We start from the raw sequence: 13,284 nt of genomic DNA, 5'->3' as shown, positions 1-13,284 counted from the left end.
CAGAACATATCAGTGATTCGGGGTTTGACCCTGAGAAGTGCCCCACGAGATCCATATCGTCGACGGCAACAACATGATTATCGAATCGGACGAAGCCCAAGCCTTCCGCCCGGTCTGACTCCAGAGGGCCCTGCGCAATCGCAGGCCCATGCCGCACCGAGCAAAGGACCCGCTCATGGCTTTCAATAGTGACTTGAAGTCCCAATCACCCGAGGAGCCGCCCGCTGACAGCGGGGTGGCAGAGGGTTCACGCCGCGAAGAACTCGGAAGCAGGGAGAGAAGCTCAGCAGTCAGCAGTGCCTCCGGCGGAGGAGACAGGAATGCTGCTGCCCTCGAAACCGAGGAAGGAGGCGAGCCTTCTCTGCCGGACGCCGAGTACGACGAGATCCTCGAAGAGCTGCGTCATGCCAAGACCGAGCAGGCGGTCGCGGATAGGCGGAGCCACAAGCTCGTACTCGACAAGACTATTTTCGGGATCACAGGCGCCATCGCCATCGCCTTCGTCATCTGGGGCTTCACGGGGCGCGACAGTCTGTCCAGCACGTCCACGGGTGCCCTCAACTGGGTCATGGAGTACACCGGATGGTTCTTCATGTTCACGGCATCGCTCTTCGTGATCTTCGTCCTGTGGCTGGCCCTGGGCAAGTTCGGTGACATCCCGCTGGGCAAGGACGGTGAAAAGCCCGAATTCCGTACTGTCTCCTGGGTCTCGATGATGTTCGCCGCCGGCATGGGTATCGGGCTGATGTTCTACGGCGTGGCCGAGCCGCTCTACCACTACGTCTCCCCACCGCCTGGAACAGTGGATGGAAGGACACCTGCAGCGATCCAGACGGCGATGGCTACCTCGATCTTCCACTGGACCCTGCACCCGTGGGCCATGTACGCCGTTGTGGGTATCGCCATGGCCTACGGGACCTACCGCCTGGGTCGCCGGCAACTGATCTCCGTCGCCTTCACGTCGCTCTTCGGCGTCAGGACGGTCGAGGGTCCGATCGGGAAATTCATCAACATCCTGGCCATCTTCGCCACCCTGTTCGGCACCGCTGCATCATTGGGCCTGGGCGCCCTGCAGATCGGCAGCGGCATGACCTCCAACGGTTGGTTCGGCGAGATCGGCACCCCCGTACTCGTGGTGATCGTCGCCGTCCTAACCGCCTGTTTCGTCGCTTCAGCCGTCTCCGGCATCAGCCGCGGCATCCAGTGGCTCTCCAACATCAACATGGTCCTGGCCGTCGTTCTCGCGCTGATCGTCTTCGTCGTCGGCCCCACCCTTTTCATCCTCAACCTGATCCCCTCCGCGGTCGGCGACTACGCCCGCGATCTGGCCGAGATGTCGTCTCGGACCGAAGCGGTCGGAGATGAGTCACTGCGTAGCTGGATGTCCGGCTGGACCATCTTCTACTGGGCCTGGTGGGTGTCCTGGACGCCTTTCGTAGGCCTCTTCATCGCCCGCATCAGCCGCGGCCGCACCATCCGCCAGTTCGTCACCGGTGTGTTGCTGGTGCCCAGCATCGTCAGCGTGATCTGGTTCGCGATCTTCGGAGGCGCCGCCTTCCAGGTCCAGCAGGAAGCCGATGCGGCCAACCTACCCGGCCTGGTCACCATGGTGGACGGGACACCGTCCGTCAACTTCGACGGAGCACTCTTCGACCTGATCAAGAACCTGAGCATGCCTGGCTGGGCTACCACTGCCGTCATCGTGCTGGCCATGGTTCTGGTAGCCATCTTCTTCATCACCGGCGCCGATGCTGCCTCCATCGTGATGGGATCGCTCAGCTCCAACGGTGCCGAGCACCCCCGTCGTGGAGTGGTCATCTTCTGGGGCTGCCTCACCGGCGCCGTAGCGGCGGTCATGCTGCTGGCCGGCGGCGATGAACCATCGGAAGCCCTGGATGGCCTGCGGCGAATCACCATCGTGGCAGCGCTACCGTTCGTGCTCGTCATGATGTTGCTCTGCTTCGCCCTCACAAAGGACCTGCGTCGCGATCCCCTCTCCCTGCGGCGTCGCCTGGCCACATCCGTGGTGGAACGGGCCATACGCACTGGCGTGGAACAACACGGCGGCGTGCAGTTCGACCTCGTGACGAAACACGAATGCGCGGAGAAGTGCGTCAATTCGGATTGCCCGGCAGAAACTCCTACGGCGAGGATCCCGACCCTGGAGCCCCGGCATCCAGGCCCGGAAAGTAAATAACCGAGCACCTTGAGTAGCAACGGTCTCGGCGGCACAGGCTTATTCCAGCCCGTGCTGCCGAGGCCCACCCACCTCCGAGGCATCGTGAAAGTCCCGGATGGGCGGGACGTCTCCGGTGCCTACCGCGTCCGCGGTTGGGCGATGTTAAAGATCGTCTTCGGGTCGGGCAGTAAGGATCCGATGAGCGCTTACCTGCAGGATGCCGAGCGACTCCTGGATTAGGGGCGATGTGATGCTGCCCCTGCGCACCGCAGCGACAATGCGGCGCGCGGGTTTCCCCTTGCCGGTGATGCGCAGTCGAACCACGTTCTCGCCACTATGCAGGGGCGCCAGTCGCGGGAGCAGACCCACGCCCAGCCCCGCACCGACGAAGGCGATCTGGGTTTCCCATTCAACGGCCTCATGGGCAATCCGCGGTGTCACCCCGACTGCCGTGAACGCCGCGGTGAACAGGGAATGGTAGGCGGAACCGGCGGTCTCGGTGATCCAGGGTTCCGACGCCAGCTCTTCGAGCGTCACCGTTTCCCGCGATGCCAACGGGTGGTCGGAGGGAATGATCACGTCCAGGGGGTCGTCGAGTAAAACGGTCTGCTCGAAGCGCGGATCGTCCTCGACAAAGGCGTAGGACTGCATGGCGACGATCACCGCGAGGTCGATTCGCTCGGCAACCAACAAGTCGAAGCAGCGGGCCGGATTGGCCTCGAGTACCTGCACCTCCAGCAGGGGGCGTGTCGAGCGCAGGGTGGCGGCCAGCGGAGCGAGTAACTGGGCGGCCGCCGTGGAGAATCCGCCGAGGCCAAAATGGGACTGCACCTGGTCGCCGGCCTTCAATGCCGCGGCGCGAAGGCTCTCCCATTCCGCGATGAGGGTGTCCGAGCCTGCCACGAGAAAGCGGCCCGTGGCTGTCAACCGCACACCCCGGCCGTCCTTCGTCAGCAGCTGCATTCCAAGCACGCGCTGGAGCTCGCGCAACTGCGCGGAGACGGCGGAGGGGGAGTAACCCGTGAGCTCCGCGGTTGCGCCAACGGTGCCGCATCCCGCGAACACCCGAAGGGTGATAAGCCGTGGATCGATCATGCACCTATTGTGCACGGCTATCTCCCAAATCTTGCGCTTTTCGTGCAGATCCATTGTGACTAATCTCATGACTACACGCTTTAGACAACGCCGGTTGCACCTACGAGCCCGGGGTCTTTACGAATCGCATCCTGACCCACCCCTCCCGGGAGGAAACACATGTCTGCTCCAGTGAACGTACCCCTCAACTCACGCGGAAAACTTGCTTCATCCTTGCCTGCCGAGCAGCTGGCGGAGATCTCCGAGTTGTTCGCTTTCCGGCGCGTGGGATATTGCCTCGATGCCCCCTTCTACACCGATCCGACGATCTTCACCATCGACATGCAGGCCATTTTCGGTCAGCACTGGATTTTTGCCGCGAGCATGGCCGAGCTCCCGGAGCCGGGCGACTACGTCACCGTCGACTACGGGCCCTACTCCCTGATCGTGCTGCACAACGACGACGGCGGCGTGAACGTCCTGCACAACGTGTGCCGCCACCGCGGCGCCCGCGTCATGACCGAACCCGCGGGGACAACGGGAAACCTGGTATGCGGCTATCACTCCTGGACCTACTCCCCGAACGGCAATCTGATCCATGCCTCGGCACCGGGGGAAACGAAGTTCGACAAGGGCTGCTTCGGCCTCAAGCGCGCCCACAGCCGCGTGGTCGCCGGACTCATCTTCGTCTGCGTTGCGGACGAACCACCGACGGATTTCGACGAAACCGCAAAGATCTTCGAACCTTACGTCGCACCTCACGAGCTGTCGAAGACGAAAATCGCCTACCAGCAGAACATCGTCGAGGAGGGCAACTGGAAGCTCGTCATGGAAAACAACCGTGAGTGCTACCACTGCGACGGCCACCCGGAACTCGCCTGTTCCCTCTTTCCCACTTGGGGACTGACGGAGGGACTGATCCCGCCCCATCTCGAGGAGGCGTGGGACCGCCACAAAGATGCACAGTCCTCGCTCGAGGACCGTTGCCGCCGTTATGGTCTTCCCTATGAGATCGTCGAGGAGCTCGACACCCGCGTAGCGGGTATCCGCATCTTACGGGAGTCGCTCGACGGGGTCGGCGAATCGTTCTCGCCCGATGGCCGCAGGCTGTCCAAGAAGCTGCTCGGCGACCTGCGGGACTTCCGCCTCGGCGCTTGCTCGATGCACCTACAGCCCAACAGCTGGTTCCATCTCCTGGGAGACCACGTCATCACGTTCGCCGTCTTCCCCGTCAACGAACACCAGACACTGGTACGCACCACCTGGTTGGTGGCCGACGACGCCGAGGAAGGCGTCGATTACGACCTGGAGAAACTCACCCACACCTGGAAGCAGACCAATCTGCAGGACAAGGCGTTCGTGGAGCTGTGCCAGAAGGGCGCCGGCAGCCCCGCTTATGAGCCAGGCCCGTACATGAAGAGCGAATACCAGGTCGAGGCGTTCATCAACTGGTACGTGCAGCGTGTGCAGGAGCACTTGGCATGATCGAACTCCACAGCGACACGACAATTCAGGAACCACGGCGCATTCGTGGTCTTGAGATGCCGTGGAACAGGGTGATGAGCAGTACCGAGGGACCCGCCGGTGCTGCCCGGGCGTTGGGTCCCTGGTATCCGCAGGAGTTCATGGCCGAATGTGTCGAGATCGTTCCCGAGGTGGGCGGCATGAAGACTTTCGTGTTCCGCCGCTCCGACGGTGCGCCCCTGGCGTTCCGTTCAGGCCAGTACGTGAACGTCGCCTTTCCCGTGAACGGCGAGGACCAGGACGCGGTGGACCGAAGCTACTCACTGTCCAGTTCACCCACCCGGCCGTGGACCTTCGACATCACCGTCAAACGCCACCCCACGGGACTGGTCTCACCGTGGGTGCACGAAAACGTCAAACCCGGCACCGTCCTCGAGATGCTCGGGCCGGTCGGGGCATTCCACCTGCCCGACGCCGACCGGCGCGCACGGTACCTCCTGCTGGCCGCCGGCGCAGGCATCACCCCCATCATGTCGATGTTGCGGACCATCCACTCCCTGCCCGGCCAGGCCGATGTCGTGGTGCTCTATCATGGGGCGGCAGCCGGAGGCTTTGCGTTCCACCAGGAGCTGGCCTACATCGCCTCCGTGGACACACGCGTCAAGATCTTCTACTCCCTGGGGGAGCGCACCAAGGAACCCGAGGGATGGGAATGGCTTACCGGAAGGCTCACGGCGGCCATGCTCGAGGAGGTGGCTCCCGATGCCAACGGCCGCCTGGTCTATGCCTGCGGCCCCGAGGCTTACCTGAACACCGCCGCCGAGCTTCTCGAGAAACTCGGCGTCGACGACACCTCCATCCACATGGAATTCTTCTCTGGGAACCGCCAGACGCTCCTTGAATACCAGGTAGAGCTCGCCCATGCAGTGGACATCGCTGAGGAAATCGCCGAGGAAATTGCTGATTCCGCCGAGGACTACTACGAAAGCCAGCCCACCGCATTCGGGCTCTACGAGCCCGGCTACGACGCCGAGGGAACCCTAGAAGCCACTGGACTGCCGCTAGAAACAGCCGACCCGGATGCGCCCGGTCCCCAAGCCCCCGACGCTAGCCCGGACGCGGAGCAGGAAGCGGCGCCCCCCGATGTCTCGAGCTTTGACACGGTCGGAACGGGAAGCCTCACTCTGTCCTTTCTGCGCACCGGGGTCAATGTGCGCATCGACCCCACTGAACACATCCTGGGGGTGGCCCAGCGTGCGGGCGTCAGGATCGGCGCGAACTGCAAGGAAGGCATGTGCGGCTCCTGCAAGGTCGTCAAGCTTTCCGGGGAAATCGAGATGAACCACCAGGGCGGGATCCGAGCACGGGAAATCGATGCAGGCAAGTTCCTGCCCTGCTGCTCCACCGCGCGGACCGATCTGGTGATCGATGCCTAGCCGCTTCCAGTTAATGTCGGCCGGACAGCATCAGGAATTGTTTCCGCGACGCCGTTACTTGTCGGGCAGTCCCACAGAGGTTTTCGTGCTGCTTGTCCTGCAGCGCCACGGTGTTGCCTGAGGGCGCTCATTGACCGCTAAAACGAGCAGGTAGCCAGCTGGCAGGTCCTTGTCGCCATTCTCGACTTACGCCTTCCCCGACCTAGCCCGGAGGACGAACACCGCCGCAGCTCGTTCGACTGGCTCCTACAACTCCGCATCGCAGATTGAGGTACTGGTCGGCGTGGTTACGACATCCACCGTAGGCGTGGCCCAACTGGGCACCGAGAGCGTTGCCAGGTCCGACGACGGCGGTGATGTAGTCGGCTCAAATCTTGCGGACGCTGCCTGCCCAGTCACTCGTATCGACAAATGTTCGACAAGATGCATTGAACGCGGAGTTCAGACGTGCTGGCTCACCGCGGTATCCGTGTGAAGCGGTTCGGTAGCAGAGCGGCAGTAATCCAGTCACAGAGTAGTAGAGCTGGGACGAGGCATCAAAAGTAGACATAACGATCGGTTATCGGCGGATTGCCGGCGGAGCTTCAAAAGGAGTCGACAATCGGACTGCTGTTCCACCTGCCCGGGCGTATTCCCACGGTATGAGTGGGCGATATGAGAGTGAGCCAGTGGTGGGTCGGTCTCATGCTCTCTTGACGCAGTGTGGGTGGTCGTATGTGGAGCGGGGGCCGCTGTTGTGGTTGGTCACCGATTTTCTGGGGAGGACTGTCGGGATCGGAGGATGCCCCGGTCCAGGAGTTCGCTGCGCAGTGCGGGCGCGATCTCGAGCTGGTAGGAGGGCGTCATGTGGACGAGATCCCGCATCACCGGGGTGCTCCCCACAAAGCTCGGGCACCAGCCCTCCGCACAGAACCACAGTTCCGGGGAGATGAAGGAGCCGTTGAGCTCGCCAGCGAGCTCCTGCTCCGCAGTGGCGAACGTGCGCCACTGCTGGCGGACCTGCCCCGCGCAGAAGGATGGTTCGGCGATCTTCGAGTAGCACTTTTGGATGTCTGTGGTGAGGGGTGGGGGTGAGAGGAAGACGACGGAACCCACGGAATCGCTGAAGCGGGAGACGATGCTCGCCGTGCTGTCCTTCCACTCCTCGGTGGTCAGGGATTCATCCCGGCCCATGGGGAAGCGGGGTTCGTAGGTGTTGGCGATGATCACCACGTCCGGCCGGAGATCATTGATCGCCTCCACCACCTGCTCCTTACGCCCCTCGCACGCCCGGAGCAGCCTTGCCGACGGGTTCCGGATCAGGAGCTCGGTGAAGGTGCACCCCGATGTCCCGAGTCCGGTGACCGCCCAGCCGTCGGTGGAGCCCACGGCCTCCCGTAGGGCTGACGTCCACGAGATGGCGATGGAATCACCGACCACCACCACCCGCCGGGTGGCATCGGGGTCACCCCAGGTGCAGGCGCTGACGGTGATGGGCCCCGTGCCGCCGCAGGCAGTGATGTCCGCGGGAGCTAACTGGCCGTTCATGGCCTCGTCAATGGTCGGGTCCAGCTCGGGCCAGTCACTGCTGCGGAGGGCCGTGCGAATCTGCTCCTGCAGTGCCGCGGTCTCCTCCGAGACATCGACGGCGGGTGTGTTTGACAGCTGGATACTCCGCGAATGCGCGGGGATGTGGGGGATGCTCACAGCGCATACCACCGCCGTGAGTGCGGTCGCTGCTGCGGCCCGCCGGAAGCCGGCGCCCCGCGCCGTTCTCCTGTCCGCCGTCGTCGTACCCCCGGCCCTCGCTTTCCAGCCGGAGAGCCAGGTGGACCTGCGGACGGGATCCTCGATGAGGTGGTAGGAGAACACCGCGAGGAGGAGCATCGCGGCAGCGCATCCCAGGTAGAACAGGGGAGTGCGGTTGAGGAACACGGCGCCGCCGAGAATGACCACCGGGAAGTGCCAGAGGTACAGCGAGTAGGAGATGTTGCCGAGGTACCCGCTCACGGGATTGGTCAGGGGCAGCAGGAACGCGTGGTGCTCCGCACCCGTACCGGCCAGGATCACGAGGACCGCGCCGAGGACCGGGAGGAGAGCCCACGGCGCAGGGAAGGCCGAGGACGAGTCGATGAGGAACAGCGCGGCCAGCATCAGTCCCATGCCCAGCCAGGCGAGCAACGGGCGTACCCGTGGTGCGAGCCGTGAGCACAGCGGCGCGGCACAGGCCAGCGCTGCTCCGGCACCGAGTTCCCAGGCACGGGAGAACGTGGAGAAGTACGCCTGCGTAGGCGAGGACTGGGTTTCCCAGAGAGCCCACGCGAACGATGCCGCGGAGATCAGGCCGATCATCAGGCCCGCGCCGACCCTGGCCCGGGAACGGCCGCCGCTCGGGTGTCTCGCCACCAGTGCCAGCACCAGGAGCATGACGGCGGGCCACACGAAGTAGAACTGCTCCTCGACGGACAAGGACCAGAAGTGCTGCAGGGGAGAGACCGGGACGCCAGCACGGAAGTAGTCGGTGCCATCGGCTGCGAAACGCCAGTTGGCGCCGAACAGCGCCGCTGCCCCGCCGTCCTGCGCCGTCTCGAGGAAGCGGGAGGGCCCGAAGATCGCGAAGGCCGCGAGGAGGGTGGCCACGATCGCGGCGAGCGACGCCGGAATAATGCGCTTGATGCGCCGGCGGTAGAAGTCACCGAAGGAGATGCGCCCGGTCTTCTCGTACTTCCGGAGGAGAAGGCCAGTGATGAGGAAGCCGGAGATGACGAAGAAGATGTCCACGCCGATGAAGCCGCCGCTCGGCCACCCGATCAGATGATCCAGCACCACCACCACGACCGCCAGGGCTCGCAGGCCCTGAATGTCCGGCCGGACACGCGTCCTCTCGGACGCTGCCTCTCGACGGGACCCCGCGCGAGCGGGACCGGAGGGGGACGCGATGTGCATGGGAGCCTTCGGATAGCGTGCAGACGGGCCCCCTCAACGATTTTACGACACGCTGGCATGTGGGCTTTGTATGAACCACCAGCGGGACGGACTGTCGCACTGTTCGGCGCTTGTTCGGTCCGCGGTCCATCGAGTGCAAGTCGTAGAACTGCCAAGGCTGTGCTTTTCGTTGTCTTAGCGGCAACAGATCGTCTAGATCGGCGTCCGACCATTGCCGTGATGATAAGACTAGAGGAGACGTCTCAGACTCGAAGTGGACGTATGACCGCTGGGGCTGCCCATGGTCTGACTCGCGCGGCGATCTCTTTAGGCGGCGAGTGAGTGCTCCACCTCGGCGGCCCGCGCCGTACAGCTGCTGATCAGCCGCACCCGTGAAGCAGGGGTGGCCTACCTCGGCTCCACCACGGTCACCGGTGTCACGCAGTCGGCAGGCAGGGTGACAGGCGTCGAGACCTCCGCCGGAGTGATCCCCGCCGACATCGTGGTGTCGTGCGCCGGATTCTGGGGACGTGAGCTGGGGAAGCTCGCAGGCCTCGATGTGCCGCTGCTGCCGCTGGCTCATCAGTATGTCAGGACCACGCCGCTGAACGGACTGCGCGGTGCCGATACCCTGCCGAACGGGGCCAGCAAGCCCATCCTGCGCTACCAGGATCGCGACCTCTACTTCCGCGAGCACGGCGACAGGATCGGCATCGGCAGCTACGCCCACAAGCCCATGCCCGTGGATATGGGCAACCTGCCCGCAGTCGACGCCGAGCACATGTCCGACCACCGCATGCCCTCCCGCCTGGACTTCACGCCGGAGGACTTCGCCTCCTCCTGGGAGGACTCCCAGGATCTGCTGCCGGCCCTCCGCGCAGCCCGGATCGACGACGGTTTCAACGGAATCTTCTCCTTCACGCCCGACGGCGGCCCGCTGATGGGGGAAGCCCCCGACGTCGAAGGCCTGTTCGTCGCCGAGGCCGTTTGGGTGACCCACTCTGCCGGCGTCGCGAAAGCAATGGCGGAGCTGCTGATCGAGGGCCAGTCCCGCACGGACCTGCACGGCTGCGAACTGACGCGCTTCGAGGAATTCCAGACCAGTGACGCCTACGTCCGCGAGACGGCCCAGCAGAACTTCGTGGAGATCTACGACATCCTGCACCCGATACAGCCCAGGATGTAGCCCCGGGACCTACGCGTCAGTCCGTTCAACGTCCGCCAGAAGGAGCTCGGCGCGTTCTTCCTCGAGTCCGCAGGATGTGAGCGCCCACACTGGTTCGAAGCCAATCGCGGACTGCTCGAAGCCCTTCCGGCGGAGTGGCAGGCGCCGGACCGCGACGAGTGGTCCGCCCGGTTCTCCTCCCCCATCTCCGCAGCAGAAGCGTGGAGGACGCGTACCGCGGCAGCCCTGTACGACATGACGCCGCTGAAACGGTTGTCCGTGACCGGTCCGGGCGCACTGACCCTGCTGCAGCGACTCAGTACGGGCAATATCGCCAAGAAGCCGGGCGCTGTGACCTACTGCCTGCTGCTCAATGACGACGCCGGCATCCGCAGCGACGTGACAGTCGCACGGCTGGAAGAGGAACTGTTCCAACTGGGCGTGAACAGCAACGTGGACTTCGACTACCTCCGGGTCCACGCCCGGAAGCAGTCGGCCGCGGACCCCGCCCAGTGGGTACACGTCTCGGACATCACCGGCAGCACCTGCTGCATCGGGTTGTGGGGGCCGCTTGCCCGGGAAGTCATCGGCAAGGTCAGCAGTGACGACCTCAGCAACGAGGGGCTGAAGTATTTCCGGACCAAGCGGATCTCGGTCGGCGGCATCCCGGTCACCGCCATGCGGCTCTCGTATGTGGGCGAACTCGGCTGGGAGCTCTACACCACCGCCGACCACGGACTGAAGCTCTGGGATCTCCTGTTCGACGCCGGGCAGGAGCACGGCATCATTGCAGCCGGGCGCGGCGCCTTCAACAGCCTGCGGCTGGAAAAGGGATACAGCCGCCACCGCCTGATCCGACCGGCACAGGATACCGCCTGCACCGGTGGACCAGGCGGCCGACCGGTGCAGGTGAACCACCTGCGCCGGTCGGCCCGCTCGACGCTCCCGGCGTGGCGTACGGTTGCTCCAGCCGGGGCCTTTCCTGTTCTCGGTCATAATGGGCCCTATGGGGAACCTTCATCGCGCGACCTCCGTCCTGACCGCTGCCGTCCTTGCCCTCACGCTCGCGGCCTGCACCGACAACCGTCCGACGGCCGAGGACGCCGCCCGGACGCTTGCCGAGGGACTGGCCCGGCTCGACGTCGCGCAGTCGGCCTTCACCGCCGCGCAGCCGGCCGAGGTGACCGGCCAGCTCGCCGCGATCACCGAGGGCTTCGTGCCGCCTGCTCCGACGGTCACCGTCGCAGGAGTCGAGGAGACCGGGGAGGACAGCGCGACGGCGACCCTCGACTACGTGTGGGACCTCGACGACACCGACCAGGACTGGACCTACAGCACGACGGCGGACTTCACGCGCGTCGAGGACGTCTGGCAGGCCGAGTGGGCACCTGAACTGTTCGTCCCGAATCTCCTCCCGGACGAGAAGCTGGTCCTGACGAGCGTCCCCGGGGACCGCGGGGACATCACCGGTGCGGGCGGCGAGGTTATCGTCACCCAGCGGCCCGTCCTCCGCGTCGGCATCGACAAGACGCAGGTCCCCGAGGTGGAACAGGCGGCGTCGGCGCGCGCGCTCGCGACCCTGCTCGAGCTCGACCCTGCCGCCTATGAGCAGCAGGTCGCGGAGGCGGGGGCTGAGGCGTTCGTCGTGGCCGTCGTCCTGCGCGACGACGCCGCGCGAACCGTCACCGACGCACAGATCGATGCCATCCCGGGCGCCTTCCGCGAGTCGGACACGCTCGAACTCGCACCCACCCGCACGTTCGCCCGGGAGCTGCTCGGCAGCGTGGGCGCGGCCACCGAGGAACTCGTGGAGCAGTCCGACGGCGCCATCCGCGCCGGGGACGTCACGGGACTCGGCGGGCTGCAGCTGCAGCACAATGACCGGCTCGGAGGAACGCCGGGACTTGCAGTCGACGCCGCCCCCGTCGAGGCGCCCGACACTCCGTCGCAACGCCTGTTCGAAAAGCCCGCGGTCGACGGCCAGGATCTGGCAACGACGCTCGATCCGCGTCTGCAGGCCCTCGGCGAGGACGTTCTCTCCGACGAGCCCTCGGCGTCGTCGATCGTGGCCATCCGACCGAGCACGGGTGAGATACTTGCTGCCGCCAACGGGCCCGGCAGCGAAGGGCTGCAGACCGCCCTCCTCGGCCAGTACCCGCCGGGATCCACGTTCAAGATCGCCACGAGCCTCGCGCTTCTCAGGCAGGGGTTCACGCCGGAGACCCCCACCGAGTGCACCGAGGAGGTGACGGTGGACGGCCGGACCTTCAACAACGCGAGCACGTTCCCTGCGCAGTTCCTCGGCACCATCCCGCTCCTGGAAACCTTCGCGCAGTCCTGTAACACCGGCTTCATCTCCGCTCGGGACGACATCAGCCAGGATGAGCTCGCGAACGCGGCTACGGACCTCGGCATCGGCGTCACGGCGAGCATCGGCACGCCGGCCTTCTTCGGCTCCGTGCCTACCGAGGCCGAGGGGACGGCGCACGCCGCAGCCATGATCGGCCAGGGCGAGGTCCTGGTCTCACCGCTCTCCCTCGCGACGATGGCAGCGTCCGTCGGTGTGGGCTCGCGCGTCACGCCGACCCTCCTCGCATCCGGGGAGCAGGCGGAACCGGAGCCGGGCACCGAGAGCGCCGCAGCCTCCGAAGCGCCCCAGGGATCCGCATCCCCGGCGCCCACCGACGAAGCAGAGCCGAGTGCATTCACCGCGGCTGAATCCGCGACGCTCAAGACCCTCATGACCGCCGTCGTCGCCCAGGGCGGGGCACAACTGCTGCAGGACGTTCCGGGTGAACCCGTGCTGGCCAAGACCGGGACCGCCGAATTCGGCAGTGAGACTCCCCCTCGGACGCATGCGTGGGTCGTTGCATTGCAGGGAGACCTCGCCGTCGCCGTCTTCGTCGAGGAGGGCGAACTCGGCTCGACCTCCGGCGGGCCCCTGATGCAGGCGTTCCTGACGGGCGTCGCAGCCGGCTGACCATCCAACGACCAGAAACATCTACTTCGACGACATGGGGGTCGGATCACAGCAGGGCAGGCAGTAGCTTGACCATCCTCCG

The 13,284-nt window shown here is 65.2% G+C and carries 6 protein-coding genes and 1 pseudogene; 5 read left to right on the top strand and 2 right to left on the bottom strand.

What is annotated here, in order from left to right:
* Positions 1-175 precede the first annotated feature (175 nt).
* Complete coding sequence (locus RCH21_RS04985; RefSeq protein ID WP_326963445.1) at positions 176-2,197, top strand: BCCT family transporter; 2,022 nt, start codon at positions 176-178, stop codon at positions 2,195-2,197.
* Positions 2,198-2,341: 144 nt separating this feature from the next.
* On the opposite strand, the gene RCH21_RS04980 is transcribed toward RCH21_RS04985, so the two are convergent.
* Entirely contained in the window at positions 2,342-3,274 is a 933-nt protein-coding gene (locus RCH21_RS04980; protein WP_326963782.1) for a LysR family transcriptional regulator, read from the bottom strand.
* A 159-nt stretch (positions 3,275-3,433) separates the two neighbouring features.
* On the opposite strand from RCH21_RS04980, the gene RCH21_RS04975 reads away from it, so the two are divergent.
* On the top strand, positions 3,434-4,738 hold the full coding sequence (locus RCH21_RS04975; RefSeq protein WP_326963444.1) for an aromatic ring-hydroxylating oxygenase subunit alpha: 1,305 nt from the start codon (positions 3,434-3,436) through the stop codon (positions 4,736-4,738).
* Positions 4,735-6,153 carry a ferredoxin reductase gene (locus RCH21_RS04970; RefSeq protein ID WP_326963443.1) on the top strand — a complete coding sequence of 473 codons (1,419 nt, stop codon included), beginning with the start codon at positions 4,735-4,737 and terminating at the stop codon, positions 6,151-6,153. The genes RCH21_RS04975 and RCH21_RS04970 overlap by 4 nt, the downstream gene beginning before the upstream one ends.
* 744 nt (positions 6,154-6,897) lie before the next feature.
* On the opposite strand, the gene RCH21_RS04965 is transcribed toward RCH21_RS04970, so the two are convergent.
* Positions 6,898-9,078: an acyltransferase family protein gene (locus tag RCH21_RS04965; RefSeq protein WP_326963442.1), complete on the bottom strand. Its 2,181-nt coding sequence runs from the start codon at positions 9,076-9,078 to the stop codon at positions 6,898-6,900.
* A gap of 334 nt (positions 9,079-9,412) precedes the next feature.
* On the opposite strand from RCH21_RS04965, the pseudogene RCH21_RS04960 reads away from it, so the two are divergent.
* A pseudogene (locus tag RCH21_RS04960) lies at positions 9,413-11,059 on the top strand (FAD-dependent oxidoreductase); the annotation flags it as partial.
* 169 nt (positions 11,060-11,228) lie between these two features.
* Complete coding sequence (locus RCH21_RS04955; RefSeq protein WP_326963441.1) at positions 11,229-13,202, top strand: penicillin-binding transpeptidase domain-containing protein; 1,974 nt, start codon at positions 11,229-11,231, stop codon at positions 13,200-13,202.
* Positions 13,203-13,284 lie beyond the last annotated feature (82 nt).

Origin of the sequence: Arthrobacter sp. PL16 (assembly GCF_035985055.1) — a bacterium.
GTDB lineage: Bacteria > Actinomycetota > Actinomycetes > Actinomycetales > Micrococcaceae > Arthrobacter_D > Arthrobacter_D cheniae.
This window is presented reverse-complemented; position numbering and strand designations above follow the sequence as displayed.

Coding starts and splice junctions, on each gene's coding strand:
- RCH21_RS04970 (WP_326963443.1), top strand. CDS start 4,735: ATGATCGAACTCCACAGCGACACGACAATTCAGGAACCACGGCGCATT.
- RCH21_RS04955 (WP_326963441.1), top strand. CDS start 11,229: ATGGGGAACCTTCATCGCGCGACCTCCGTCCTGACCGCTGCCGTCCTT.
- RCH21_RS04980 (WP_326963782.1), bottom strand. CDS start 3,274: ATGATCGATCCACGGCTTATCACCCTTCGGGTGTTCGCGGGATGCGGC.
- RCH21_RS04975 (WP_326963444.1), top strand. CDS start 3,434: ATGTCTGCTCCAGTGAACGTACCCCTCAACTCACGCGGAAAACTTGCT.
- RCH21_RS04965 (WP_326963442.1), bottom strand. CDS start 9,078: ATGCACATCGCGTCCCCCTCCGGTCCCGCTCGCGCGGGGTCCCGTCGA.
- RCH21_RS04985 (WP_326963445.1), top strand. CDS start 176: ATGGCTTTCAATAGTGACTTGAAGTCCCAATCACCCGAGGAGCCGCCC.